This is a genomic window from Sinomonas sp. RB5 (assembly GCF_054063535.1).
The window spans coordinates 102,334-126,925 of sequence record NZ_JBSSGJ010000011.1 but is presented as its reverse complement, the minus strand read 5'-3'; the positions used below and the strand labels follow the sequence as shown (position 1 = coordinate 126,925).

Below are 24,592 nucleotides of genomic sequence, written 5' to 3'. Positions count from 1 at the left end.
CACCCTACCGTCCGAGCAGGGGGCCGGCCGTGAGCCAGAGCAGGGCGACGTTGAGCACGATGACCAGCGCTGCGCTGAGCCAGGCGGCGACCACCAGCGGCGGCCGCAGCGTGTGCTCGCCGACCACGGCGGCCTGGGTGCTGAGCCGGATGAGCGGGACGAGGGCGAACGGGATCCCGAAGCTCAGGACCGCCTGGCTCACGACGAGGGCCCACGTGGGGTCCACGCCGAGGGCGAGGACCAGCACCGACGGGACCAGCGTGATCGCACGGCGGAGGACGAGGGGAATGCGGCGTTCGAGCAGGCCCTGCATGATCGTCGCACCGGCGTAGGAGCCCACGGCGGTGGAGGCGAGGCCGCTGGCGAGCAGCCCCACGGCGAAGACGATGCCAACGGCGGGGCCGAGCGCCCTCTCGATCGCCGCGTGCGCCCCCTCGATCGAGTCCGTTCCCTCGGTGCCGCCGAGAGTGGAGGCTGCGAGGAGGAGCATGCCGATATTGACGACGCCCGCGACCCCGAGGGCGATCACCACGTCCACGCGCGTCCCCCGCAGGAGCCGCCGGATGGCCGGGGCGCCCGGGTGGCCGTCGGCGCGGTGGCGGTCGCGGGACAGCGCCGAATGGACGTAGATCGCGTGGGGCATGACGGTGGCCCCCAACATGGAGGCGGCGAGCAGGACCGAGTCGGGGCCGTCGAACCGAGGAAGGAGCCCGCCGGCCATGGCGGCCGGGGAGGGCGCGCTGACGGCGAGGCCGGCGAGGAAGCCGAGCGCGATGACGGCGAGGAGGGCAATGATCGCCAGCTCGAACCGCTGCTGGGTGCGGAAATCCTGGATCGCGAGGATCCCCATCGAGACGACCCCGACGATGACGGCGCCCACGGGGAGCGGGACCCGGAACAGGAGCTGCAGCGCGAGCGCGCCGCCCACCACCTCGGCGAGGTCTGTGGCGAGCGCGACGATCTCGGCCTGCGCCCAGTAGAGCCGGCGGGGTCCGGGCCTCAGGCGGGCTCCCAGCAGCTCCGGGAGCGTGCGCCCCGTGACCACGCCGAGCTTCGCCGAGAGGTACTGGATGAGCGTCGCCATGAGGTTGGCGAGGACGAGCACCCACATGAGCAGATAGCCGTACCGCGCGCCTGCGGTCAGGTTCGCCGCCACATTGCCGGGATCCACATAGGCCACGGAGGCGACGAACGCCGGTCCGAGGGCCCCGAGGAGCAGGGGCCAGCGGGAGCGGCCCGCGGCCGTGCGCTGCGCCTTCAGCACCCTGTCCACCCTCGACCGGCCTCCTCGCCAGCGCCTGCCTGGCACTTAGACGTGCCAAACATAAGTTTTCGGTATACCTAAACACTACGGGCTGCGCTTGCGTGCGGCAAGGTGCTGCGCACCGGCGTCAGCGCGGTGCCTCCGTGGCGCGCCAGGCCTGGGTGATGTAGGGCAGGGCGAGGGGCTCGTCGGGGGAGTGGCCGAGGTGCTCGAAGAGGTACCAGGCGAGGTTGTCCTCGACCCTGCGCCGGTTCTTCTCGGAGGCCCGCAGGTAGTAGCTGCGGGACTTCGTCAGCTCCACGATGCCCTCGGGGGTGGTCGGGTCCTCCCAGGCGATCACGAGCGGCTCCCAGCCGTGCAGCTCCGGGCCCGACGGCGGGTGGTAGTCCGGCTTGTGGACGTCGCCGGCGTGCATGATGCGCGAGAGCCGGTGGACCCAGGGGATGCGCGTGTCGAGCTGGTTCCACACGAGCCCGGCGCGGCCGCCCGGACTGAGGAGGCGGGCCGCCTCGCGGGTCGCGGCCGCCGGGTCGAACCAGTGCCAGGCCTGGGCGGCGACCACCACGTCCGTGGAGGCGTCCGGCAGCCCGGTCCGCTCGGCGGGGGCAGCGACGCACGTGACCGAGGGGAGCCTGGCGGCGAGCTGGGCCAGCATGTCCGCGGACGGGTCCACGGCGGTCACGGCGAGGCCGCGGGCCACGAGCAGCTCGGTGAACTTGCCGGTGCCGGCCCCGAGATCGACCGCGGTGCGCGCGCCGTCCGGGACGATCCAGTCGGCCGCCTCCCTCGGGTAGCCGGGGCGGACCCGTTCGTAGTGCTCGCCGCCGGCGGAGAATGCCCCGGCGAGCTCGCGCCGCCGCGCGTCGTCGAATTTCGGCCCGCCGCGTCCCATCAGTTCCTTTCGAGGATTCCGGCTCCCCACTCTACGTCGGGCGCGGCCCCTAGGGCGTGCGGACGACGCCGCTCACTCGCCGAGGCTGCACGGCGCCGCCCCCGCGGTGCCCGGGGTGTTGGGCGCCCAGGCGGGGAACGGCCGGGTGTCCCGGGCAGGGACCCAGCGCCCGGCGTCGACGGCGTAGTCGATGCCCAGCCCGGCCTCGACGAGCTGGCTGACCGCTCCCACGAGCCGCTCGACGTCCTCGAGCCGCGAGCCGACGCCGAAGCTGGCCCGCAGGGAGCCCGCGGGCAGCCCGAGCCGGGTCAGGGCAGGATGGGCGCAGAATCGCCCGTCCCGCACGCCGATGCCGTGCTCTGCGGAGAGGTAGGCGGCCGCGAGGCCCGCGTCGTAGCCGGCAATCGAGAAGTTCACCACCCCGATCGCCGACGGCGCGTCGGCGAAGAGGCGGTGGACGCCGACGCCGTCGATCGCCTCCAGGCCGTCCACGAGCGCGGCGCGCAGCTGCTCCTCGTGGCGGGTCCACGCGACGGGGTCCAGGGCGCCGAGGACCTCGGCGGCGCGGGCGAGCGTCGCCGCGCCGAGGACGTTGGGGGAGCCGGCCTCGTGCCGGGCCGGCCCGGTGGCCCAGGCCACGGACTCGAGGCGGACCTCGCTGACGGCGCCGCCGCCGGCGAGGTGCGGCCGGCCGGCGTCGAGCCAGTCCGGCCGGCCCACGAGCACGCCGCTGCCGAAGGGGGCGTAGAGCTTGTGGCCCGAGAAGGCGACGTAGTCGATGCCCGTCGAGGCTCCGGGGTCCCCGGCCATGTCGATCCGGCGGTGCGGGGCCAGCTGGGCGGCGTCGACGAGGATCCTGGCCCCGTGGGCGTGGGCGAGGGCGGCGAGCTCGGCGAGGGGGAGGACCTCCCCGGTGACGTTGGAGGCCCCGGTCACGGCGAGGAGGCCCACCCCGCCGTGGGCGAGCTCTGCGCCGAGGCGCTCGAGCGTCTCGGCGACCGTGTCCGCGGCGACGACGCTGCGGTGCGCGCGGCCCTGCCAGGGCAGGAGGTTCGCGTGGTGCTCGATGTCCAGGTAGAGGACGTCGAGGCCGGGCGGGACGCAGCCGGCGAGCAGGTTGAGGGAGTCGGTGGTGTTGCGCGTGAACACGACCGCGTCGTCCGGCCTCGCCCCGACGAAGGCGCGCACGGTTCCGCGCGCGTTCTCGTAGACGCTCGTGCTGATCTGCGAGGCGTAGCCGGCGCCGCGGTGCACGCTCGCGTAGAAGGGCAGCACCTCGGTGAGGTGGTCGGCGACCTCGGCCAGCGCCGGGGCCGAGGCCGCGTAGTCGAGATTGGCGTACCGGACGCTCCCGCCGGTCACGAGCGGCGCGGCGAGGTCGGCGCCGACGACGGCGGCGAGTGGCTCGAGCGCGTCGGGGTACCGCGCGCTCAGCTCGGCAGCGTCGGCGGTGGGGGACAGGACAGTGCTCATCGGCGTTCCTCACAGGCGAGGGACCCTCGGGTCCGCGCTTGCCGCATCCGTTCCGGACCGGCCCGGTCGTCACCCGGGGCACCCCGCCGCGTCTGGGAGGGTTGCCGGCCAGCAAACCGGGGTTTCGCGCTGGCACTCGTGACCTTGGCAAAGACCCTAGGGCACGCGGGAGGGCCGCGCACGCCGGGCGGCGCGCAGCGGGTCAGTGTGACGAACGGTGACGGGGCGCGGGCCGGCTGCCGGGGCCCGCGTCAGCCCGGCAGGAGGTCGTCGCGGCCGGGGTTCAGCTTGCCGAGCACCTCGGAGTGCAGGATGCCGTTGGTCGCGAGCGCGTTGCCGCCCCACGGGCCGTCCTGCCCGTCCAGGGAGGTGAAGCGGCCCCCCGCCTCGGTGACGATGGGCACGAGGGCGGCCATGTCGTAGAGGGCGAGTTCGGGCTCTGTGGCGATGTCCACGGCGCCCTCGGCGACGAGGCAGTAGGACCAGAAGTCCCCGTAGGCGCGGGTCCGCCAGACCTCGTCGGTGAGGCCGAGGAAGTCCTCGAGGCTCCCGCGCTCCTTCCAGCCCGAGAGCGAGGAATAGGACAGCGACGCGTCCTGCAGCTTCGAGACGTCGGAGACCTTCAGCCGCGTGGCGGAGGCGAGGGAGCGCCCCGTGTAGGCGCCGGTGCCCTTGGCCGCCCACCACCGCCGGCCGAGGGCCGGGGCGCTCACCACGCCGACCACGATCTCGTCGCCGTCGGCCAGGGCGATCAGGGACGCCCACACGGGCACGCCGCGGACGAAGTTCTTGGTGCCGTCGATCGGGTCGATGATCCAGCGGCGGGAACCGTGGCCCGTGGTCCCGAACTCCTCGCCCACCACCGCGTCGCGGGGCCGGGAGCGGGAGAGCTGCCCGCGGATCGCCTCCTCGGCGGCGCGGTCGGCGTCGGTGACCGGGGTCAGGTCCGGCTTGGTCTCCACCTTCAGGTCGAGGGCCTTGAACCGCTCCATCGTCTGGGCGTCGACCGAGTCCGCCAGGACGTGGGCGAGGCGGAGGTCGTCGTTGTACGAGGTCTCGGTCACTGAGGTCATGGACCCCACGCTATCCCCTGGGGCGCGCGCCGGCCGCGAGGCACAGCCGAGACGGGAGCACAGCCTAGACGCCGAGTTCCTTCTCGTCCTGCGCTTCCTCCCGCGGGCCGGCCCCGAGGAGGCGGCGCAGCGACGCGAGGCGGGCCGGGCCGGCGTCGCCCGCGTGCCCGCCGGCGACCCACGCGTCGAGGCCGCAGCCCACTGCCGCGGCGTCATGCCGGCAGCCGCGTTCGCATGCCTCGATGCCCGGCTCGAGGTCGGCGAAGGCGTGCAGGATCCGGTCGGGGTCCACGTGGGCGAGCCCGAACGAGCGGATCCCGGGAGTGTCGATGATCCAGCTGCCCGACGGGGCGTCGGCGAGGCGCAGCGCGAGCGCCGAGGAGGAGGTGTGCCGGCCGCGCCCGGTCACCGCGTTGACCCCGCCGGTGGCGCGGTCGGCGCCGGTGAGCGCGTTGACCATGGTGGACTTGCCCACGCCCGAGTGGCCGAGCAGTACCGTCACGTGGCCCTCGAGCTGGGCGCGGAGCCGCTCCACGGCCTCGTCGTCGAGCCGGGCCGAGGCGCCGTCTTCGGTTTGGGCGCCCTCTGCGGGCTCCTCGGCGGTGCGGCTCACGACGACGGTGAGGGGCAGGAGCCGGTAGTTGGCCAGGAGCGCGGCCGGATCCTTCAGGTCCGCCTTCGTCACGAGCAGCAGTGGCTCAATCCCGGCATCGTAGGCCGCGACGAGGGCCCGGTCGATGAAGCCGGTGCGGGGCTCGGGGTTGGCAGCGGCGACCACGATCACGAGCTGGTCCGCGTTCGCGACGACGACCCGCTCGTCCGGGTCCGTGTCGTCGGCGCTGCGCCGCAGGACGGTCGAGCGCTCCTCGATGCGGACGAGCCGTGCGAGGGTGTCGGGCCGGCCGCTGACGTCGCCCACCAGGCCCACGAAGTCGCCGGGCACCACGGGCGTGCGGCGCAGTTCCCGGGCCCGTGCGGCGATCACCACCCGCTCCTGGGGCGTGTCCTCGTCGAGGACCGCCGTGTAGCGCCCGCGGTCCACCGTGACGATGCGGCCCACGACGGCGTCCTCGTGGCTCGGCCGGTCCTTGGTGCGCGGACGGCTGCCACGCTTGTTCGGGCGGACGCGGACGTCGCTCTCGTCCCACTCGCGCTGCCCCATGCTAGGAGCCGGCTCCCGCCTGCGCGTGCTGGCCCAGCATGCGCGCCCACATCTGGGGGAACTCCGGCATGGTCTTGGACGTCGTGGCGATGTCCTCGACCTCGACCCCGGGGACGGCGAGCCCCAGGATGGCGCCGGCGGTGGCCATGCGGTGGTCGGCGTAGGAGCGGACCACGCCGCCGTGCAGCGGGGCGGGCCGGATCACGAGGCCGTCGTCGGTCTCCTCGGCGTCCCCTCCGAGCCGGGTGATCTCGGCGACGAGCGCCGCGAGCCGGTCCGTCTCGTGCCCGCGAAGGTGCGCGATGCCGGTGAGCCGCGAGGGCGAGTCGGCGAGCGCGCACAGCGCCGCGACCGTCGGGGCGAGCTCGCTCGTGTCGGCCAGGTCCGCTCCGGTGATGCGCTCCCCGCCGCGGACGGTGAGGGTGCCGGCGTCGAGGGTCACCTCGGCTCCGAGGCGGGGGAGGATCTCGCGCCAGGCGTCGCCGACCTGGGTGGTGTGCTCGGGCCAGTTGGGGACGCGGACGGTGCCCCGGGTGGCGAGGGCCGCGGCGAGGAACGGGCCCGCGTTGGAGAGGTCCTGCTCGATCCGGACATCGAAGGCCCGGATGGGGCCGGGCCAGACGACCCAGTGGTGGGGGGCCGTGTCGTCGACCTCCACCCCGACGCCGCGCAGGACCTCGACGGTCATCGAGATGTGGTCGAGGCTCGGCACCGGGCCGCCGACGTGCTCGAGGTGGAGCCCGTCGGTGAAGCGGGCGCCCGCGAGCAGGAGCGCGGAGACGAACTGGCTCGAGCCGCTGGCGTCGACGGCGACGTGGCCGCCCCGCACCGCGCCGGTGCCGTGCACCGTGAACGGCAGCGAGCGGGGCGTGCCGCCGTCGGGGGACGTGAGGTCGACGCCCAGCCCGCGGAGGCCCTCGATCACGGGGCCCATGGGACGCACCCGCGCGTGCGGGTCGCCGTCGAACGCGATCACGCCGCGGGCGAGCGCGGCGAGCGGCGGCACGAAGCGCATCACGGTGCCGGCCAGTCCGCAGTCCACGGCCACGCTGCCGAGATCGGCGGCGTCGGCGCCGCGGGGGGCCGGGACGATCTCGAGGTCGGGACCGTACTCGCCGTCGCCGGGGACCTCGGTCACCGTGGCACCGAGGACCCGCAGGGCCTGGACCATCAGGGCGGAGTCGCGCGAGTGGAGGGGTGCCCGCAGGCGGGAGGGGCCATCGGCGAGCGCCGCCAGCACGAGGTAGCGGTTGGTCAGCGACTTCGAGCCGGGCACGGTGACGGTGGCGTCGACCGGCCGGTCAGCGAAGGGCGCCGGCCAGTGGTTCACGAGAGGACGTCCGAGGCGGCGCTGGCCGCTTCCTTCGCCGCGGAGCGCACGGTGCGCTGCGCCCGCCGGGCGGTGTGCTCGGCACGGCGCGCGGCGCGGTGGACCGCCTTGCTCGTGTGCTTCTCGGCGGCCGCGAACTGGCGCCGGCCGGCCTTGGTGGCGTCGGCGGCGAGATGCTGCGTGCGCCAGGCCAGGGAGGGCCGCCCGTTGGTGTCGACGCTCGCGAGCAGCACACCGCCCAGGAGCGAGAGGTTCTTCAGCAGTCCGCTCCGGCGCGCCTCGCGGCCCGCCGGGGTGCTGATGTCGGCGCTGCGCCACTCGACGAAGGTGTTCAGTGCGCTCGTGATCGCGAGCACGGAGGCGGACAGCCGCGGCGCCTTGCCCAGCGCGAAGAGGATGCCGGCGCCGAGCTGGCTGGCGCCGACGGCCCGGGCGAGGACCTTCTCGTCCACCTGGATCGGGAGGGCATCGGCCGCCTGGCGCAGCACGGGCGAGAGCTGCTCGGCCGTGTCATCCGCGTTCTTCAGCTTTCCCGCGCCGGCGACGATGAATGACGAGCCGAGAAGCGGTCGGGCGAGGAATCGGACTGCGGACATCGGGCCTCCTGAGGCTGGGTTCGGGCGTGTTCCGACGCGACCCAGTCTGGCATCTTTGGGGAATATTTTCCTTCTCCCGCCGCGTTCTCCCTCGTGTCCGGCGGGCAGAGCGTCTCGCAGCGGCCCTGCGAGCCTGCGTCAGCGGTACCCCCGGGCACGGTGAACGCGGCGCCAGCAGGCGCCGCCGGATGGAAGGAGCCGAGTGCTGGTCCTCGAACGCCCTGATGTACGCACAGCAGTCCGTGCGGCACCGACAGTAGACTGGGCGGCAATGAGCGCCGCCGAGTCCCACGAGCCAGAGCCCCCCGTCCACGGTCAGGGTGGCGAGTCGGGCGCACGCGCCGACGTCGCAGCCGAGACCGACGACCAGCGCCGCGAGCGCTTCGAACGCGACGCGATGCAGTACGTCGACCAGCTCTACTCGGCCGCGATGCGCATGGCGCGCAACCCCGCCGATGCGGAGGACCTCGTGCAGGAGGCCTACGCGAAGGCGTTCGCCGCCTTCCACCAGTACAAGCCGGGCACCAACCTGAAGGCCTGGCTGTACAGGATCCTCACGAACACGTACATCAACCTGTACCGGAAGCGGCAGCGCGAGCCCCAGCAGGCGCAGACGGACAGCGTCGAGGACTGGCAGCTGGCGCGCGCCGAGTCCCACACCTCGACGGGGCTCCGCTCGGCCGAGGCCGAGGCCCTCGATCACCTGCCGGACTCCGACGTCAAGGAGGCCCTGCAGTCCATCCCGGAGGAGTTCCGCCTTGCGGTCTACTTCGCGGACGTGGAGGGCTTCGCGTACAAGGAGATCTCGGACATCATGAACACCCCCATCGGCACGGTCATGAGCCGCCTGCACCGCGGCCGCAAGATGCTCCGGGACCGTCTCGCGGACTACGCCGCCGAGCGCGGGTTCGCCGGTGCCCGGGCCGTGGCGGCATCCCAGGAGAAGGAACAATGAGCGATTGCCAGGGCCTGGGCGACTGTGACGACAGCCGCCTCCACCGGCTGTACGAGTACCTCGACGGAGCGCTCCCGGCGCACGAGGTCGCCGAGATCCGCGACCATCTCGAGTCCTGCCCCGAGTGCCTCGAGGAGCATGACCTCGAGTGCATGATCCGGTCGGCCATGAAGCGCAGCTGCCACGAGCAGGCGCCGGCCGCCCTCAAGGACTCGATCCTGAACAAGATCCACTCCTCGCGGGCGGAGGCCTGACCCCGGACGCCGCGCCGGGCGAGGACTCCTGAGCCCCCGATCAGCTGCAGACGGAGGATGCCCCGGACCAATGGTCCGGGGCATCCTCCGTCTCCGCGTCGCGGACCGCAGCTGCGCTCAGGTGTTGGGGCGCTTGCCGTGGTTCGCGCCTCCGCGCTTGCGGTCACGGCGCTTGCGTGCACGCTTGCTCATGGGCTGGCCTCCTTCTTTCGACAACAGGGGTTGGCGCCGTCGCCGGCACCGGTGGCCCAGAAGGCCGTCGTCCAGTCTAGCGGATGGAGGTCCCCGGTGCCGCGCGGAGCGGGGGCCGCGTCGTCACGGGCGTCCCACCGGGCGTCCTACTGGGGCTGCGGCAGCCGCAGCCAGGGGAACCAGCCGCGGTGGAGCACGAGCCAGGCGATGAGGCCGTAGCCGGCCTGCCCGGGCGCGCCGGCGTTGCCGGCCAGGTCGGTGCGCCACTGCTCATGGTTCAGCAGCGGCGAGAAGGTGTCGACGTAGTAGTAGTTGCGCCGCGTCGTGACGTCGGCGAAGGCCGTGTTCAGCTCTGCGAGACGGCGGTTCTGGGCGGGGTCCAGGGTGGGAGGCGGGCCCACCACGAAGACTTCGGCGCTGTTCTGCTGGGCCGTGTCGAGGATGTTCGCGACGTTGAGGCGGCTGCGGGCGGGAGAGACGCCGAAGGCGATGTCCCGTCCCGAGAGCCCGATCACGAGGCGGTTCTCGTAGCCGGCGGCGAACCGCCTCATGGTCTCGCCCTCCCAGCGGGCCGCGAGGCCCTCGGTGCCCTCCTCGGGCGCGGCGAGCACGTACGACTCGAGGACCACCTCCTCGCGGGGCGTCCGCGCGAGCACCCGGCCGAACCAGCCCAGCGCCCGCGGGTCTCCGTTGCCGGCCAGGAGCTCGTCCCCGACCGCGGCGATCCGAAGCTTCCTCTCGTGGGCCATCCACACTCCCATCTCACGTCGGGGACCGACCGGCCCCTGTCCTCGGCTTCCGAGTCTAGCCGCCGCCGAGGAGCCACCTCCGCTGTGCCGAGGGGTCGGCTCCGCCGTGTTGGACTCTGTTCTCCTGGTGAGGTGACCCCAAGGCGCGCTGGCACCGACGACGGCGGCGGCCGGCTCCCGCTGGGGGAGCCGGCCGCCGCCGTCGTCGCCTTCGCTCAGGGCTCAGCTCAGCGCGCGAACACCTCGCGGACGAGGACGTCGCCCTCGGCCGAGTGGCGCTTCATCGAGCCCGCGCTCGTCGCGGCCGAGGCGGCACGCGAGACGAGCCGCAGCTCGCGCCGGAGCGACGGGATGAGGCGCACGGCCATGTACATCCACGGGCCCTGGTTGGCCGGCTCGTCCTGAGCCCAGATCAGCTCGGCGTTCGGGTACTTCTCGAGCTCCGCCTTGATCTCCTCCTCGGGCAGCGGGTAGAGCTGCTCGACCCGGATGATCGCCGTCCGCGTGTCCTTCGCCTTGGTGCGGGCGGCCAGCAGGTCGTAGTACAGGCGTCCGGAGACGAGGACCACGCGGTCCACGGCGCTCGCGTCCAGCTGCTCGTGCTCGCCGAGGACGGGACGGAACGTGCCCGAGGTGAAGTCCTCGACGGTCGAGGCCGCGGCCTTCAGGCGAAGCAGCTGCTTCGGCGTGAAGACGATGAGCGGCTTGCGCGGGCGGCTGTACGCCTGGCGGCGCAGCAGGTGGAAGTGCGACGCCGGCGTGCTGGGCTGGGCGACGATCATGTTCTGCTCGGCGCACAGCTGCAGGAAGCGCTCGATGCGCGCAGAGGAGTGGTCCGGGCCCTGGCCCTCGTAGCCGTGGGGCAGGAGCATGACGAGCGAGCTGCGCTGGCCCCACTTCTGCTCGGCCGAGGAGATGAACTCGTCGATGATCGTCTGGGCGCCGTTGACGAAGTCGCCGAACTGGGCCTCCCAGGCCACGAGCGTGTCCGGGCGCTCCACCGAGTACCCGTACTCGAAGCCGAGGGCCGCGTACTCCGACAGGGAGGAGTCGTAGATCGCGAGCTTGGCCTGGTCCTCGGACAGGTGCGCCAGGGGAGTCCACTCGTCGCCGTTGCTGCGGTCGTGGAACACCGCGTGGCGCTGCACGAACGTGCCGCGGCGGGAGTCCTGCCCGGCGAGCCGGACGGGGACGCCCTCGGCGATGAGCGAGCCGAACGCCGCGATCTCGCCGAAGCCCCAGTCGATGCCGCCCTCGCGGGACATCTGCTCGCGCCGCTCGAGGAGCTGCTTGAGCTTGGGGTGGACGGCGAAGTCTTCGGGAATCGCGACGTGGGCCTGGCCGATCCGCGCCAGCGTCTCCGCGCTGATCGCGGTCGAGCGCTGCGAGGCGCCCGCGGCGTCGTCCTCCTGCTGGGCGAGGGGACGCTCGAGGTCCGAGACGGCCTTCGCGTCGCCCGTGACGATCGGGATCGGCGAGGTCTGGGCCGCGTGGGTCTCGGCGAAGACGCGCTCGAGGCGCTCCTGGTAGTCGCGCAGGAGCTGCTCCGCCTCTTCCTGCGTGATGTCCCCACGGCCGATCAGGCTCTCGGTGTAGAGCTTGCGGACCGAGCGCTTCGCCTCGATGAGGTTGTACATCATCGGCTGGGTCATCGAGGGGTCGTCGCCCTCGTTGTGGCCGCGGCGGCGGTAGCACACGAGGTCGATGACGACGTCCTTGTGGAACCGCTGCCGGAACCGGTAGGCCATCTGCGCCACGCGGACCACGGCCTCGGGGTCGTCGCCGTTGACGTGGAACACCGGCGCCTGGACCATCTTCGCCACGTCGGTGGAGTACACCGACGAGCGGGAGGCCGAGGGCGAGGTCGTGAAGCCGACCTGGTTGTTGACCACGATGTGGATCGTGCCGCCCGTGCGGTAGCCGCGCAGCTGGGAGAGGTTCAGCGTCTCCGCCACGACGCCCTGGCCGGCGAACGCGGCGTCGCCGTGGACCAGGATCGGCAGCACCGGGAACGCCTCGCCCCGGTCGAGGCGGTCCTGCTTGGCGCGGACGATGCCCTCGAGGACGGGGTCGACAGCCTCGAGGTGCGAGGGGTTGGCGGCGAGGTAGACCTTGGTCTGCTTGCCGTTCTCCGCGGTGAACGTCCCCTCGGTGCCGAGGTGGTACTTCACGTCGCCGGAGCCCTGGACGCTCTTGGGGTCCTGGGTGCCCTCGAACTCGCGGAACACCTGGGCGTAGGTCTTGCCGGCGATGTTCGTCAGGACGTTGAGGCGGCCGCGGTGGGCCATGCCGATCGCGACCTCGTCGAGGCCGTCCTCCGCCGCCTCGGACAGCGTCGCGTCGAGCAGCGGGATGAGGGACTCGCCGCCCTCGAGGGAGAAGCGCTTCTGGCCGACGAACTTGGTCTGCAGGAACGTCTCGAAGGCCTCGGCCGCGTTGAGCCGGGACACGATGCGCAGCTGCTCCTCGCGGCTGGGCTTCTTGTACGGGTGCTCGAGCTCGTCCTGGAACCACTTGCGCTCGGCGGGCTCCTGCAGGTGCATGTACTCGATGCCCGTGGTGCGGCAGTACGCGTCGCGGAGCACGCCGAGGATGTCGCGGAACTTCATCTTCGGCTTGCCGCCGAACCCGCCGGTGGGCCACTCGCGGTCGAGGTCCCACAGCGTCAGGCCGTAGGTCAGCACGTCGAGGTCCGGGTGCCGGCGCTGGACGTACTCGAGCGGGTTGGTGTCCGCCATGAGGTGCCCGCGCACGCGGAAGGCGTGGATGAGCTGCTGGATGCGCGCCACCTTGTTGATGGCGTCCTCGGGGTTGACCTGGAGGTCGGGGCTCCAGCGCACCGGCTCGTAGGGGATGCGCAGCGACTCGAAGATCTCGTCGTAGAAGCCCTGCTCGCCCAGCAGGAGCTGGTGCACGATCCGGAGGAACTCGCCCGAGCCGGCGCCCTGGATGACGCGGTGGTCGTAGGTGGAGGTCAGCGTGATGATCTTGCCGACGGCCTGGAGCGCGAGGATCTTCTCCGAGGCGCCCTGGAACTCGGCCGGGTACTCGAGCGCGCCGACGCCGATGATCGCCGCCTGGCCCTTGGAGAGGCGCGGAACCGAGTGGACCGTGCCGATGCCGCCCGGGTTGGTCAGCGAGACGGTCGTGCCGGCGTAGTCGTCGGCCGTGAGCTTGCCGTCGCGGGCCCGCTTGATGAGGTCCTCGTAGGTGTGCCAGAAGTCCGAGAAGTTCAGGGTCTCGGCCTTCTTGATGTTCGGCACCACGAGCAGGCGGCTGCCGTCCGGCTTGGGCAGGTCGATCGCGATCCCGAAGTTCACGTGCGCGTGCTGGATCGCGACCGGCTTGCCGTCCACCACGTCGTAGGAGACGTTCATCGACGGCATGAGCTTGAGCGCGCGGATCACGGCGTAGCCGATGAGGTGCGTGAAGGAGACCTTGCCGCCGCGCACCCGCGTGAGGTGGTTGTTGATGACGACGCGCTGGTCCATCAGGAGCTTCGCGGGCACCGCGCGCACGGTCGTCGCCGTGGGGACCTCGAGGCTCTGGACCATGTTCGTCGCGATGGCCTTGGCGGGGCCGCGCAGCGTCGAGACGACGTCCTCCTCGATCGTCTCGTCCTTGGCCGTCTTGGGCAGCTGGGCGGGGATCAGGCCGGTCGTGGAGGGACGGGCACCGTCGCGCACGACGGCGGCGGCGCCCTTCTTCGGGGCCGCGTCCGGCTGCTTCGGGGCCGGTGCAGCACCCTGCTTCGGCGCCGCCGGCGCGGGCTGGGCTGCCGGGGCCGGAGACGGGGCCGCCGGGGCTGCGGGCTGGGCCGCCGGGGGCTGGGCAGGCGCCGCGGGAGCCTTGACGGCCGGAATCTGCCGGGTCAGCGTGTCAACGGCCGGCCCCTTCGCCGTGCCGTTGGACGTGTGGCCGCTGTCCGAGTCGAAGGACTCGAACAGCGGCCACCACTTGGCGTCCACGGAGTTCTTGTTCTGCTGGTACTGCTCGTAGAGCTCGTCCACAAGCCACTCGTTGCCGCCGAATTCCTCGGGCAGGCGGTGGGTTGGCAGTTCTGGCACTGGAGATACGCCTCTTCCATCGATACTTAGGCCCGCGTGTCAGCGGCTCCGCGCCTCGGCCCCGTACCGCACGCCCGCGTGCTCCACCGGGCGCTATTCGGGGGCTGGCCGTATCCGCCGACCGCCGTGGGCGCCGTCAGGAGCCCACACTCAAGGGTCCAGTCTAGTAAAGACCGGAGCGAATCGGGCGATTGTGAGTCCGCCGTCACACCCGGGTCGCACCGACCTCGGGTCCGTGGGGCGCTGATAGGCTGGAACCACTATGGACGGCACCTCTAGATGCCGGCCTGGCCGCGAGGGCCCGACCGGCGCCCGCCGCCACGGGGCCGGCATGCACCGTGTACTTGCCCACCTGGTCCCCGCGCGAGCGGCCATGTCATGGCGCGAGGAGCTCGAGCACTGACGTGGAATGGCTCCTGCTGGCCGCCGGCCTGCTCCTCATCCTCGGCACGGGATTCTTCGTGGCCGTCGAATTCTCCCTGGTGGCGCTCGACCGTGCCACCGTCCAGCGCAGTGCCGACGCCGGCGAACCCGGCGCGGAGGCCCTCCTGCGCTGCCTCACGACCCTCTCTACCCAGCTCTCCAGCTGCCAGCTCGGCATCACGCTGACCACGCTCCTGACGGGCTATGTGATGGAGCCGTCGGTGGGCAGGCTCCTCGAGGAGCCGCTGCGCGCGCTCGGGGTGCCGGGGGCCACCGCGGTCTCCCTCACCGTCGCGATGGTCTTCGCGACCCTGCTGTCGATGCTGATCGGCGAACTCGTGCCCAAGAACCTCGCGATCGCCCGGGCGCTCGTGGTGGGGCGCGCCGTCGCCCGCCCCCAGCTCGTCTTCACCGCGGCCTTCAAGCCGGCGGTGGTCCTCTTCAACGGCTTCGCCAACCGGGTGCTCGGGCTCATGGGCATCGAGGCCAAGGAGGAGATCTCGGGTGCCCGTTCGCCTGCCGAGCTCTCCTCCCTGGTGCGGCGCTCTGCCGAGCTCGGCACACTCGATGCGGGCACGGCACGGTTCGTCTCCCGGACGCTGCGCTTCTCCGAGCGGACGGCGGCGGACGTCATGACCCCCCGCATTCGCGTCACGACCATCGACGCCGACGAGCCGGTGGACGCCATCGTGGAGGCCGCCCGGGCGACGGGGCACTCCCGGTTCCCGGTGATCGGCGACTCGCCCGATGACGTGCGCGGCGTCGTCCACGTGAAGAAGGCCGTCGCGGTGCCCGCCCGGAAGCGGCGCGGGGTCCCGGCGGCCGCCATCATGACGGACATCCTCCAGGTGCCCGAGACGATCCACCTCGATGCCCTCATCTCGCAGCTGCGGGACGGGAACCTCCAGCTCGCCGCCGTGCTCGACGAGTACGGCGGCACCGCGGGGATCGTCACGCTCGAGGACCTCGTGGAGGAGATCGTGGGCGAGGTCGCCGACGAGCACGACCGCCGTGCCCCAGGGGTCCTGCAGAGCTCCGCGGGCGACTGGTACTTCCCCGGCCTCATGCGGCCGGACGAGGTCTCGGAACAGGTGCCCGGCCTCCGGGTCGTGGACAGCCCCGCCTATGAGACGGTCGGAGGCTACGTCATGAGCGCCCTGGGCCGCGTCGCGCAGACCGGCGACTCCCTCGAGGTCGGCGGCGGGACGCTCACGGTGGTGCGCATGGACGGCCGGAGGGTCGACCGCCTCCGGTTCACCCCGCCGCCGCCCGAGCCCGGCGGCGCCGAGGCCGCCGGCCCCCGGAACGCCTCTGGCCGCGGCTCTGGGAGGGCCGCCTGATGGGGGACTGGGCCGGGATCCTCTGGCTGGCAGCCCTGCTGCTCGGCAATGCCTTCTTCGTCGCGAGCGAGTTCGCGATCATGAGCGCGCGGCGCAGCCAGATCGAGCCGCTCGCCGAGGCCGGGTCCGGGCGGGCGAGGACCACGCTCCACGCGATGGAGAACGTCTCGCTCATGCTCGCCGCCGCCCAGCTGGGCATCACCGTGTGCTCGCTGCTGATCCTCCAGGTCGCCGAACCCGCCATCCACCACCTCATCGGCGATCCGCTGCACTCGCTCGGCCTGCCGGTCGAGCTCGCGGACACCGTGGGATTCGCGGTGGCGCTCGCCGCGGTGACCTTCCTGCACGTCACGATCGGGGAGATGGTGCCGAAGAACATCTCCGTCTCCACGGCGGACCGCGCGGCCGTGCTCCTCGCCCCGGTCCTGCTGAGCATGGCCCGGCTCGTGCGGCCCGTGATCTTCTTCCTCAACGGCAGCGCCAACGCTGTCCTCCACCTGCTGCGGGTCGAGCCGAAGGACGAGGTGACCTCGAGCTTCACCCTCGAGGAGGTCGCCTCGATCGTCGAGGAGTCGACCCGCAGCGGGCTGCTCGATGACGAGTCGGGCCTGCTCTCGGGGGCGCTCGAGTTCTCCGACCAGACTGCGGAGTCGATCATGGTGCCGGTCGGGGACCTCGTCTCGCTCCCGACCAGCGCCACGCCGGCAGACTTCGAGAAGGCCGTCTCCCACACGGGCTTCTCCCGCTTCCCCATGGTCGACGACGACGGCGAGCTCGTAGGCTATCTCCACCTCAAGGACGTCCTCGCTATCGGTCCGGAGGGGCGGGGGAAGCCGATCGGGGAGAGCCGCGTGCGCTCGCTGGCGAACCTCGGGCTCGACGACGAGATCGAGGACGCCCTCTCCGGGATGCAGAAGTCGGGCTTCCACCTGGCCCGGGTGATCGGCCCCGAGGGGTCGACCCGCGGGGTGCTGTTCCTCGAGGACGTCATCGAGAAGCTGGTGGGCGAGATCCGGGATGTGACGCAGAGCCAGGCCTTCCGCCGCCAGAAGGGCCTCGAGCGGGGTCGGTGAGGCGGGGCCCGCGCGGCCAGAGGTGGATGGTTCGCAAGAGCCAGATGTGAATTGTTCGCAAGAGGCGGTACAGTGATCCTATTGCGACCGATTCTCACCTTTTGTCCGCCGACCCGCAGAACTGAGGCACCCTTGCGCTCGACCCTCTCCGCCCCCGCCTGGGCGCGCACCGCCGCCCGGGGCGCCGTCGCCGTGGCGGCTGTGGCCGCCCTGGCCGCCTGCTCGCCGGGCGGCCAGGGCTCACCGGCGTCGCCGGGACAGGGCGGGACCGTGCGCGTCGTCGCCTCGACCAACGTCTACGGTGACCTCGCCCGGGCCGTGGGCGGGGACCGGGTCACCGTCACCTCGATCGTCTCCGCCACGAGCCAGGACCCGCACTCCTACGAGGCGACGACGCACGACCGGCTCGCGGTGTCCAAGGCCAGCCTCGTGATCGAGAACGGCGGCGGCTACGACCCGTACATGGATCCGCTCGTGCGGGAGGCCGACCTCGGGCCGGACAGCGTGATCACGGCGGTGGAGACCGCCGGACTCGCGGCCGGCGCGTCCGCCGGCCGCCCGGCGTTCAACGAGCATGTCTGGTACGACGTCAGCGCCATGAAGAAGGTCACCGACGCCATCGCCGCGCGGCTCGGCGCCCTGGACCCCGCCGGCAGGGACGCTTACGCGGGCCGGGCCCGGGACGTCGATGCCCGCCTGTCCGGCCTCGAGTCCACCCTTGCGGCGCTCAAGTCCTCGGCGGCAGGGAAGTCGGCCGTCATGACCGAGGCGGTGCCGCTCTACCTCCTCCAGGCAGCCGGGCTCCGGGACGCCACCCCCACGGCCTACTCGTCCGCCGTCGAGGAGGAGCAGGATGTGCCGCCCGAGGCGCTCAGGGCGACCCTTGACCTCGTCTCCTCGCGATCGGTCGCCCTCCTGGCCTACAACCCGCAGACCGAGAGCCCGCAGACCCAGCAGCTGCGGGCGGCCGCCGAGGCGGCGAAGGTGCCCGTGGTCGACTTCACCGAGACGGTCCCCGAGGGCGAGGACTACCTCGGCTGGATGAGCCAGAACGTGGCCGAGCTGAAGAAGGCCCTCGCATGAGGCCCGGAGCCCGCGCCGCGCAGGCCCCTGAGCCCGCTGTGCGGCTCCGCTCCGCGGCACTGGCGTTCGGCGCCCGGACCCTCTGGTCCGGCCTCGACCTCGACATCCGCCCGGGCGAGTTCTTCGCCGTGCTCGGACCCAACGGAAGCGGCAAGACCTCCTTCCTCAAGGCGCTGCTCGGCGTCGTCCCCCTCAGCGAGGGGACGGCGGAGGTGGCGGCCCGCGCTCCCGGCCGCGCGGGGGAGGAGATCGGCTACATCCCGCAGCAGAAGTCCTTCGCCCCCGACACGCCCCTGCGCGCCCGGGACCTCGTCGCGCTCGGCGTCGACGGGCACCGGTGGGGCGTGCGCCTGCACCGGCGGGCGGTCGACGCCCGCGTCGAGGACCTCCTGGCGAGAGTGGGCGCCTCCGACTACGCCAAGGTGCCCGTGGGCCAGCTCTCGGGCGGGGAGCAGCAGCGCCTCCGTGTCGCCCAGGCCATCGCCGGCCACCCGAAGGTCCTGCTGTGCGACGAGCCCCTGCTCTCGCTCGACCTGGGCCACCAGCAGGCCGTCAGCGGGCTCATCGACCGCCAGCGGCGCGAGGAGGGGAGCGCGGTCGTCTTCGTCACCCACGAGATCAACCCGATCCTCGACTACGTCGACAGGGTCCTCTACCTGGCCGACGGCCGCTTCCGGGTCGGCACGCCCGAGGAGGTCATGACCACGTCCGTGCTCTCCGAGCTGTACGGCTCGCCCGTCGAGGTCTCCCAGGTCCACGGCCGGATCGTCGTCGTCGGCCTCCCGGACGCGACGACGCACGCCCACCGCGGCGCGCACCACCACGAGGAGGACACGCCGTGAACTTCGACGACTTCTGGGGCACCGTCTTCTCGTTCCAGGACTACGGGGAGATCCTCGCGCTCGTGCAGAACTCGGTGTGGGCGGGGGCCGTCCTGGGCCTCCTCGGCGGCGTCGTGGGCACCTTCGTCATGAAGCGGGACCTCGCCTTCGCGGTCCACGGGATCTCGGAGCTCTCCTTCGCCGGGGCCGCCTTCGCCCTCCTCGTCGGCGGCGACATCGTCACCGGCTCGCTCGTCGGCTCGGTCGCCGCGGCCCTCCTGATCGGCCTCATGGGCGGGCGGGCGCGCGAGAAGAACTCGGTGATCGGCGTCCTCATGCCGTTCGGGCTGGGGCTCGGCATCCTGTTCCTCGCGCTCTACCAGGGCCGGGCGGCGAACAAGTTCGGCCTGCTCACCGGGCAGATCGTCGCGGTCAACACGGTCCAGCTCCAGGTCCTCGCCGTCACCGCCGCGGCGGTCATCGCCGTCCTGCTGGCCGTGTGGCGGCCGCTGACGTTCGCGAGCGTCGACCCGGAGATGGCCCACGCCCGGGGCGTCCCGGTCCGCGCGCTCTCGATCCTGTTCATGGTGGTGCTCGGGGTGAGCGTGGCCCTGTCGCTGCAGGTGGTGGGGGCCCTGCTGGTCCTCGCGCTGCTCATCACGCCGGCCGCCGCCGCCCTGAAGGTGACCTCCGCCCCGCGCCTCGTGCTCCTGCTCAGCGTGCTCTTCGCGACGGCCGCCACGGTGGGCGGGATCATGCTCGCGCTCGGGGGGCGGCTGCCGATCAGCCCCTACATCACGACGCTCTCGTTCCTCATCTACGCGGTGTGCGCGACTATCGGCTGGATCCGGCGCCGCCGCGGCGCGAACGGGCGCGTGCTCGGGTCCGGCCCGGCGGGCGGCGGGCGGCCCAAGACGTCGGCCGCCGCCTGAGGCGGGACCCTCGCCGGGGGAGCGCTCAGGCTGCCGGGGACCCGCCGTCCGGGTCCGCGGCGCCGGCGCCGCGGGCCGTGCACTCCGGGCAGAGGCCGAAGATCTCGACGGTGTGCTCGACGGCCGTGTAGCCGTGGTCGCGGGCCACCCGGCTGGCCCAGGTCTCCACCGCGGGCGCCTCGATGTCCACCGCCTTGCCGCACCGGCGGCACACGAGATGATGGTGGTGGCCGGTGGCCTCGCAGCGGCGGTACACGGCCTCGCCGTCGTCGCTGCGCAGCACGTCCACGAGCCCGTCCTCCGCCATGGACTGCAGGATGCGGTACGTCGTCGCGAGCGAGACGGACGCCCCCTCGCCCTGGAGGAGACGGTGCAGCTCCTGGGTGCTCACGAAGTCCTCGAGGCTGTCCAGGGCTGCCGAGACAGCGACCCGCTGCTTCGTCACGCGCTGCTCGCGCGGCTTCTCGGCCAACGACTCCTCCTGCACTGCCTATCGGGTCTTCTAGCCTAGCAAGAGGCGGTCCTAGACTGGCGCCATGCGCCTGACCAAGTTCACGCACGCCTGCGTCCGCCTCGAGAAGCCTGCCGACACCGGAACGGGCCACCGCGTCCTGACGATCGACCCGGGCAACTTCTCGGAAGTCGAGCAGGCCCTGGACGGCGCCGAGGCGTTCCTCGTCACGCACGAGCACGCCGACCACATCGACCTCCCGCGCGCCGCCGCCGTCCTCGAGGCCAGCCCGCGGCTCGAGGCCTGGGCACCCCCCTCAGTGGCCGTCGCGCTCAAGGAGGCCGCGCCGTCGGCCGCCGATCGCATTCACACCGCCGAGACGGACAGCGAGTTCGACGCCGCAGGATTCCGGGTCCGCACGTTCGGGAGCCAGCACGCGCTGATCCACCCGAGCGTCGCGATGGTCGCGAACATCGGCTACCTCGTCGACGGCGAGGTGTTCCACCCCGGCGACTCGTTCACCGTCCCGCCCGGGGCCGAGGTGCCGACCCTGCTCGTGCCGATCCACGCGCCCTGGAGCAAGGTCGGCGAGGTCCTCGACTTCATCATCGCGGTCGGGGCCCGGCGCGCCTACCCGATCCACAATGCCCTCCTCAACGACTGGGGCACGGGGATCGTCGAGAAGCACGCCCAGCGCATCGGGGACCTCTACGGCACCCGCTACGAGCACCTCGAAGCCGGCCAGACGGTGGACCTCTGAGGCCTCACCGGTCCCAGCGCCCCGTCGCGAAGAACCGCTCGAGCACCTGCGCGTGCGGCGCGGGGTCCAGCCCCTGCTCGGCGAGCCAGCCCTCGTCGCCGTAGGATCCGCGGTAGCGCGAGCCGGCGTCGCACATGAGGGTGACGATGCTGCCCCGCTCCCCGGCGGCCGCCATCTGCGACACCAGCTGCCAGACGCCCCACAGGCTGGTGCCCGTCGACGGGCCCGCGTCGAAGCCGAAGCGCGCGGTGAGGTCGCGCATCGCGGCGACCGAGGCGGCGTCGGGCACGCGGAACATGCGGTCCACGATCCTGGGATTGAAGCTCGGCTCGAGCCGCGGCCGGCCGATGCCCTCGATCCGCGACGCGCCGCCCTCGGCGGGGGCGCCCGAGACCCAGCTCGGGTAGAACGCCGAGTTCTCGGGGTCGACGACGGCGAGCTGGGTCGCGAGCCGCCGGTACCGCACGAAGCGCCCGATCGTGGTGCTCGTGCCCCCGGTCCCGGCGCCGACCACGATCCAGCGGGGCACCGGGTGCGGCTCGAGCCTGAGCTGGTCGAAGATCGTCTCGGCGATGTTGTTGTTCCCGCGCCAGTCCGTGGCGCGCTCGGCGAACGTGAACTGGTCCAGGTAGTGCCCCCCGCAGGACTCGGCGAGGCGTGCCGCCTCGCCGTACACCTGCGAGGCCGAGTCGACGAAGTGGCACGAGCCGCCGTACTGCTCGATCAGGGCGATCTTCTCCCGGCTCGTCCCGCGGGTCATCACGGCGGTGAAGGGGACCCCGATGAGCCGTGCGAAGTAGGCCTCGGAGACGGCCGTGCTGCCGCTGGAGGCCTCGACGACGCGGGTCCCCTCGCTGATCCAGCCGTTGACCAGGGCGAAGAGGAAGAGGGACCGGGCGAGCCGGTGCTTGAGGCTGCCGGTCCGGTGCGTTGACTCGTCCTTCAGGTACACGTCGACGCCCCACTCCTCGGGGAGGGGAACGCGGTGCAGATGGGTGTCGGCGCTGCGGCGGGCGTCCGACTCGAGGCGGCGGATGGCCTCGTCCGCCCAGGCCCGGGCCCCGACGCCGGGCCGCGGGGCGGCGCCAGTGGTGCGTGCGTCCATCCGGACAGCGTACGCCGCGCTAGGGTGTGGCCATGAACGGTGAACAGGTCCTCATCACGGCGGCGGAGCTCGCCGAGCGCCTCGCCCGCGGCGAGCGCCCCGTACTGCTCGACGTCCGCTGGTCCCTCGGCGGCCCGAATGGACGCCATGAGTACGCGGTCGGACACCTTCCCGGCGCCGTGTTCGCCGACCTCGAGAACGAGCTCGCGGTGCCGGTCGCCCCCGGCAGCGCCGAAGAGGCCGCGGGCGGGCGGCACCCGCTCCCGTCCCGGGCCGCGTTCGAGGAGGCCGCGCGCTCCTGGGGCATCGACGACGGCGACGCCGTGGTCGTCTACGACGCGACCTCCGGGCAGGCCGCGGCCCGGGCCTGGTGGATGCTCCGCGACGCGGGCCTGGAGTCGGTCCGCGTCCTCGACGGAGGACTGGGCGCCTGGACCGCGGCGGGGCTGCCTCTCGAGCAGGGCGCCGGCGTCCCCGAGCGCGGGAACGTCACCCTGGGGGAGGGCCGGCTGCCCCGCATCGGCGCGGACGAGGCAGCCGCGTTCGCGCAGCCGCGGCCCGGCGCCCCGGCCGGAGGCGTGCTGCTGGACGCCCGGGCCGCCGAGCGGTACCGCGGCGAGGTGGAGCCCGTGGACCCGCGCGCCGGCCACATCCCCGGCGCCCTCAGCGCACCCACCGCCGAGAACCTGGCCGCGGACGGGACCTTCCTCCCCCCGGCCGCACTGCGGGAGCGCTTCGCCGCGCTCGGCGCGGACGGCCGCCGCCCGATCGCCGTCTACTGCGGGTCCGGCGTCACGGCGGCCCACGACATCCTCGCCCTCGCCGTCGCCGGCATCGACGCCGCACTGTACCCGGGCTCGTTCTCGCAGTGGTCCCGCGACCCCTCCCGCCCCGTCGCCGTGGGCGCCGAGCCCTCCGCGGCCGGCGCGGGCCGGGCCGGCGGCCCCGAGAACAGCCCGGGCGCGTGAGCGGCCGGCATGCGATAGCGTCGGTGGCATGACCCCCGGACGCCCCGTCATGCCCAGCGCGGACACCATCCGCGAGAACCTGCTCGAGGAGCGCCCGGGCCGCGGCACCGCGTCAGGGGACGGCTCCGAGGTGCGCGCGTACGGTGCCACCTCGGCCTCGAGCGGCCTCGTGCCCCTGACCCTCACCCGGCGGGAGCCGCAGGCGGACGACGTCGAGATCGACATCGAGTTCTGCGGCCTGTGCCATTCCGACGTGCACGCGACGCGCGGCGAGTGGGGGGAGAGGCCCTGGCCGCTGGTCCCGGGCCACGAGATCGTGGGACGAGTGCGCCGCACCGGGTCCGCCGTGCGCGGGTTCGCCGTCGGGGACCGCGTGGGCGTCGGGTGCATGGTCGACTCGTGCCGGGAGTGCGCGCGCTGCCGGGCAGGGCTCGAGCAGTACTGCGAACGCGGCATGGTCGCCACCTACGGCGCCCCGGACCCCCGCCACGGCGGGGAGGTCACGCAGGGCGGCTACTCGGAGAGGATCGTGGTCGATGCGGCGTACGTGCTGCGGATCCCGGCGGCCCTCGACCCGGCCGCGGCCGCCCCGATCCTGTGCGCGGGCATCACGACCTACTCGCCGCTGCGCCGCTTCGGCGTGGGCTCCGGGCGCCGGGTGGGCGTCGTGGGGCTCGGCGGACTCGGGCACATGGCCGTCAAGCTCGCCGCCGCGATGGGGGCAGAGGTCACCGTCTTCACGCGCACGGACGCGAAGGTGGCCGACGCCGCCCAGCTCGGCGCCCACCGGGTCGTGGTGACCACCGACGCGGCCCAGCTCGAGGCGGCGGCGGGCACGCTCGACGTCGTGCTCGACACCGTCGCCGCGCCGCACGATCCGAACGACTACCTCTCGGTGCTGCGCTTCGACGGTGCCCTCGTGGCCCTCAGCCTGCCCTCCGGCGACATGCCGCCGGTGCGTGCCGGGGCCCTCATCCGTCGGCGCCTGACCTACACCGGCTCGCTCATCGGCGGCATCGCCGAGACGCAGGAGGTCCTGGACTTCTGCGCCGAGCACGGGGTGGCCCCGCGGATCGAGGTGGTCACGGCGGAATCGCTGAACGAGGCCTACGACCGCATGGTCGCCTCCGACGTCAAATACCGGTTCGTCCTCGATGCCGCGAGCCTGCGCGGCGCGGGGGCCCCATCGAGGAGAGAGCAATGAGCACGCTGTTCACCCGCATCATCGAGGGCGAGCTGCCCGGCCGCTTCGTGTGGAAGGACGCCGACGTCGTCGCCTTCCTGAGCATCGGTCCCCTCGCCGAGGGCCACACGCTGGTGGTGCCCCGCGAGGAGGTGGACCGGTGGACCGACGCCTCGCCGGAGCTCATGACGAAGCTCACGCTCGTGGCGCAGAAGATCGGGCAGGCGCAGATGGAGGCCTTCGGCGCGCCCCGCGCGGGGATGATCATCGCCGGCTTCGAGATCGACCACCTGCACCTGCACGTCTGGCCCTCCCGCAGCGAGGCCGAGTACGACTTCAAGCGCGCGCAGCAGAACCCGGACCCGGCCGTCCTGGACTCCGCCGCGGAGCGGATCCGCGAGGCGCTGCGCGCCGCCGGGCACGGCGAGCACGTCCCGGCCGCCTGA

23 protein-coding genes and 1 riboswitch are annotated in these 24,592 nt (G+C 72.9%); of the genes, 11 read left to right on the top strand and 12 right to left on the bottom strand.

Annotated features, from left to right (window positions below; translation table 11 throughout):
• Positions 1 to 4: 4 nt before the first annotated feature.
• From ACVWWH_RS13765 to ACVWWH_RS13735, 7 genes are all read right to left on the bottom strand, one after another.
• Entirely contained in the window at positions 5 to 1,264 is a 1,260-nt protein-coding gene (locus ACVWWH_RS13765; RefSeq protein ID WP_457316960.1) for an Nramp family divalent metal transporter, read from the bottom strand.
• 127 nt (positions 1,265 to 1,391) lie between these two features.
• Positions 1,392 to 2,156, bottom strand: coding sequence for a class I SAM-dependent methyltransferase (locus ACVWWH_RS13760; protein WP_457316940.1), 765 nt, complete (start codon positions 2,154 to 2,156; stop codon positions 1,392 to 1,394).
• Positions 2,157 to 2,228: 72 nt separating this feature from the next.
• Entirely contained in the window at positions 2,229 to 3,629 is a 1,401-nt protein-coding gene (locus ACVWWH_RS13755; RefSeq protein WP_457316939.1) for an aminotransferase class V-fold PLP-dependent enzyme, read from the bottom strand.
• 29 nt (positions 3,630 to 3,658) lie between these two features.
• Positions 3,659 to 3,773: riboswitch (SAM riboswitch) on the bottom strand.
• Between the two features lie 107 nt (positions 3,774 to 3,880).
• The gene (gene hisN / locus ACVWWH_RS13750; RefSeq protein WP_457316938.1) at positions 3,881 to 4,702 is read right to left on the bottom strand and encodes a histidinol-phosphatase; all 822 of its coding nucleotides are present in this window, start codon (positions 4,700 to 4,702) and stop codon (positions 3,881 to 3,883) included.
• Between the two features lie 64 nt (positions 4,703 to 4,766).
• The gene (gene rsgA, locus ACVWWH_RS13745) at positions 4,767 to 5,864 is read right to left on the bottom strand and encodes a ribosome small subunit-dependent GTPase A (RefSeq protein WP_066498638.1); all 1,098 of its coding nucleotides are present in this window, start codon (positions 5,862 to 5,864) and stop codon (positions 4,767 to 4,769) included.
• Between the two features lies 1 nt (position 5,865).
• Positions 5,866 to 7,194 carry a 3-phosphoshikimate 1-carboxyvinyltransferase gene (gene aroA / locus ACVWWH_RS13740; RefSeq protein ID WP_457316937.1) on the bottom strand — a complete coding sequence of 443 codons (1,329 nt, stop codon included), beginning with the start codon at positions 7,192 to 7,194 and terminating at the stop codon, positions 5,866 to 5,868.
• Complete coding sequence (locus tag ACVWWH_RS13735; protein ID WP_066498635.1) at positions 7,191 to 7,790, bottom strand: DoxX family protein; 600 nt, start codon at positions 7,788 to 7,790, stop codon at positions 7,191 to 7,193. Before ACVWWH_RS13735 ends, aroA begins: the two co-directional genes overlap by 4 nt.
• A gap of 271 nt (positions 7,791 to 8,061) precedes the next feature.
• On the opposite strand from ACVWWH_RS13735, the gene ACVWWH_RS13730 reads away from it, so the two are divergent.
• Entirely contained in the window at positions 8,062 to 8,745 is a 684-nt protein-coding gene (locus tag ACVWWH_RS13730) for a sigma-70 family RNA polymerase sigma factor (protein ID WP_188781650.1), read from the top strand.
• Entirely contained in the window at positions 8,742 to 8,999 is a 258-nt protein-coding gene (gene rsrA, locus ACVWWH_RS13725; protein ID WP_066498633.1) for a mycothiol system anti-sigma-R factor, read from the top strand. Before ACVWWH_RS13730 ends, rsrA begins: the two co-directional genes overlap by 4 nt.
• Before the next feature lie 117 nt (positions 9,000 to 9,116).
• Here the strand turns inward: rsrA and ACVWWH_RS13720 are convergent, their stop codons facing one another.
• The 3 genes from ACVWWH_RS13720 to ACVWWH_RS13710 form a co-directional block, all read right to left on the bottom strand.
• A complete protein-coding gene (locus ACVWWH_RS13720) occupies positions 9,117 to 9,191 on the bottom strand; it encodes a 50S ribosomal protein bL37 (protein ID WP_369299106.1) in 75 nt (24 codons plus the stop codon).
• A 146-nt stretch (positions 9,192 to 9,337) separates the two neighbouring features.
• Positions 9,338 to 9,940 (bottom strand): GDSL-type esterase/lipase family protein, encoded by a 603-nt coding sequence (locus ACVWWH_RS13715; protein WP_174835353.1) that lies wholly within the window; start codon positions 9,938 to 9,940, stop codon positions 9,338 to 9,340.
• Between the two features lie 227 nt (positions 9,941 to 10,167).
• A complete protein-coding gene (locus ACVWWH_RS13710) occupies positions 10,168 to 14,007 on the bottom strand; it encodes a multifunctional oxoglutarate decarboxylase/oxoglutarate dehydrogenase thiamine pyrophosphate-binding subunit/dihydrolipoyllysine-residue succinyltransferase subunit (protein WP_457316936.1) in 3,840 nt (1,279 codons plus the stop codon).
• Positions 14,008 to 14,411: 404 nt separating this feature from the next.
• Here ACVWWH_RS13710 and ACVWWH_RS13705 point away from each other — a divergent pair, with 404 nt between their 5' ends.
• The 5 genes from ACVWWH_RS13705 to ACVWWH_RS13685 all read left to right on the top strand — a co-directional run bounded on the left by ACVWWH_RS13705 (position 14,412) and on the right by ACVWWH_RS13685 (position 19,679).
• Positions 14,412 to 15,770 carry a hemolysin family protein gene (locus ACVWWH_RS13705; RefSeq protein ID WP_066498628.1) on the top strand — a complete coding sequence of 453 codons (1,359 nt, stop codon included), beginning with the start codon at positions 14,412 to 14,414 and terminating at the stop codon, positions 15,768 to 15,770.
• Positions 15,770 to 16,843: a hemolysin family protein gene (locus tag ACVWWH_RS13700; RefSeq protein WP_457316935.1), complete on the top strand. Its 1,074-nt coding sequence runs from the start codon at positions 15,770 to 15,772 to the stop codon at positions 16,841 to 16,843. The genes ACVWWH_RS13705 and ACVWWH_RS13700 overlap by 1 nt, the downstream gene beginning before the upstream one ends.
• 132 nt (positions 16,844 to 16,975) lie before the next feature.
• Positions 16,976 to 17,926, top strand: coding sequence for a metal ABC transporter solute-binding protein, Zn/Mn family (locus ACVWWH_RS13695; protein ID WP_457316934.1), 951 nt, complete (start codon positions 16,976 to 16,978; stop codon positions 17,924 to 17,926).
• Complete coding sequence (locus ACVWWH_RS13690) at positions 17,923 to 18,768, top strand: metal ABC transporter ATP-binding protein (RefSeq protein ID WP_457316933.1); 846 nt, start codon at positions 17,923 to 17,925, stop codon at positions 18,766 to 18,768. The genes ACVWWH_RS13695 and ACVWWH_RS13690 overlap by 4 nt, the downstream gene beginning before the upstream one ends.
• Positions 18,765 to 19,679: a metal ABC transporter permease gene (locus ACVWWH_RS13685; protein ID WP_457316932.1), complete on the top strand. Its 915-nt coding sequence runs from the start codon at positions 18,765 to 18,767 to the stop codon at positions 19,677 to 19,679. The genes ACVWWH_RS13690 and ACVWWH_RS13685 overlap by 4 nt, the downstream gene beginning before the upstream one ends.
• 25 nt (positions 19,680 to 19,704) lie before the next feature.
• Here ACVWWH_RS13685 and ACVWWH_RS13680 read toward each other — a convergent pair whose 3' ends face one another.
• On the bottom strand, positions 19,705 to 20,151 hold the full coding sequence (locus ACVWWH_RS13680; RefSeq protein WP_457316931.1) for a Fur family transcriptional regulator: 447 nt from the start codon (positions 20,149 to 20,151) through the stop codon (positions 19,705 to 19,707).
• 64 nt (positions 20,152 to 20,215) lie between these two features.
• Here ACVWWH_RS13680 and ACVWWH_RS13675 point away from each other — a divergent pair, with 64 nt between their 5' ends.
• Positions 20,216 to 20,890, top strand: a complete 675-nt coding sequence (locus ACVWWH_RS13675; protein WP_457316930.1) for an MBL fold metallo-hydrolase — start codon at positions 20,216 to 20,218, stop codon at positions 20,888 to 20,890.
• A 4-nt stretch (positions 20,891 to 20,894) separates the two neighbouring features.
• Here the strand turns inward: ACVWWH_RS13675 and ACVWWH_RS13670 are convergent, their stop codons facing one another.
• Positions 20,895 to 21,995 (bottom strand): PLP-dependent cysteine synthase family protein, encoded by a 1,101-nt coding sequence (locus ACVWWH_RS13670; protein ID WP_457316929.1) that lies wholly within the window; start codon positions 21,993 to 21,995, stop codon positions 20,895 to 20,897.
• Between the two features lie 32 nt (positions 21,996 to 22,027).
• Here ACVWWH_RS13670 and ACVWWH_RS13665 point away from each other — a divergent pair, with 32 nt between their 5' ends.
• From ACVWWH_RS13665 to ACVWWH_RS13655, 3 genes are read left to right on the top strand one after another with little or no spacing between them, the layout of a single operon-like run.
• Positions 22,028 to 22,963, top strand: a complete 936-nt coding sequence (locus ACVWWH_RS13665) for a sulfurtransferase (RefSeq protein WP_457316928.1) — start codon at positions 22,028 to 22,030, stop codon at positions 22,961 to 22,963.
• A 28-nt stretch (positions 22,964 to 22,991) separates the two neighbouring features.
• A complete protein-coding gene (locus tag ACVWWH_RS13660; protein ID WP_457316927.1) occupies positions 22,992 to 24,167 on the top strand; it encodes an NAD(P)-dependent alcohol dehydrogenase in 1,176 nt (391 codons plus the stop codon).
• Positions 24,164 to 24,592 carry an HIT family protein gene (locus tag ACVWWH_RS13655; RefSeq protein ID WP_457316926.1) on the top strand — a complete coding sequence of 143 codons (429 nt, stop codon included), beginning with the start codon at positions 24,164 to 24,166 and terminating at the stop codon, positions 24,590 to 24,592. Before ACVWWH_RS13660 ends, ACVWWH_RS13655 begins: the two co-directional genes overlap by 4 nt.

Coding starts and splice junctions, on each gene's coding strand:
- rsrA (WP_066498633.1), top strand. CDS start 8,742: ATGAGCGATTGCCAGGGCCTGGGCGACTGTGACGACAGCCGCCTCCAC.
- ACVWWH_RS13760 (WP_457316940.1), bottom strand. CDS start 2,156: ATGGGACGCGGCGGGCCGAAATTCGACGACGCGCGGCGGCGCGAGCTC.
- ACVWWH_RS13665 (WP_457316928.1), top strand. CDS start 22,028: ATGAACGGTGAACAGGTCCTCATCACGGCGGCGGAGCTCGCCGAGCGC.
- ACVWWH_RS13735 (WP_066498635.1), bottom strand. CDS start 7,790: ATGTCCGCAGTCCGATTCCTCGCCCGACCGCTTCTCGGCTCGTCATTC.
- ACVWWH_RS13730 (WP_188781650.1), top strand. CDS start 8,062: ATGAGCGCCGCCGAGTCCCACGAGCCAGAGCCCCCCGTCCACGGTCAG.
- ACVWWH_RS13670 (WP_457316929.1), bottom strand. CDS start 21,995: ATGGACGCACGCACCACTGGCGCCGCCCCGCGGCCCGGCGTCGGGGCC.
- hisN (WP_457316938.1), bottom strand. CDS start 4,702: ATGACCTCAGTGACCGAGACCTCGTACAACGACGACCTCCGCCTCGCC.
- ACVWWH_RS13715 (WP_174835353.1), bottom strand. CDS start 9,940: ATGGCCCACGAGAGGAAGCTTCGGATCGCCGCGGTCGGGGACGAGCTC.
- ACVWWH_RS13660 (WP_457316927.1), top strand. CDS start 22,992: ATGACCCCCGGACGCCCCGTCATGCCCAGCGCGGACACCATCCGCGAG.
- ACVWWH_RS13655 (WP_457316926.1), top strand. CDS start 24,164: ATGAGCACGCTGTTCACCCGCATCATCGAGGGCGAGCTGCCCGGCCGC.
- rsgA (WP_066498638.1), bottom strand. CDS start 5,864: ATGGGGCAGCGCGAGTGGGACGAGAGCGACGTCCGCGTCCGCCCGAAC.
- ACVWWH_RS13675 (WP_457316930.1), top strand. CDS start 20,216: ATGCGCCTGACCAAGTTCACGCACGCCTGCGTCCGCCTCGAGAAGCCT.
- ACVWWH_RS13700 (WP_457316935.1), top strand. CDS start 15,770: ATGGGGGACTGGGCCGGGATCCTCTGGCTGGCAGCCCTGCTGCTCGGC.
- ACVWWH_RS13755 (WP_457316939.1), bottom strand. CDS start 3,629: ATGAGCACTGTCCTGTCCCCCACCGCCGACGCTGCCGAGCTGAGCGCG.
- ACVWWH_RS13690 (WP_457316933.1), top strand. CDS start 17,923: ATGAGGCCCGGAGCCCGCGCCGCGCAGGCCCCTGAGCCCGCTGTGCGG.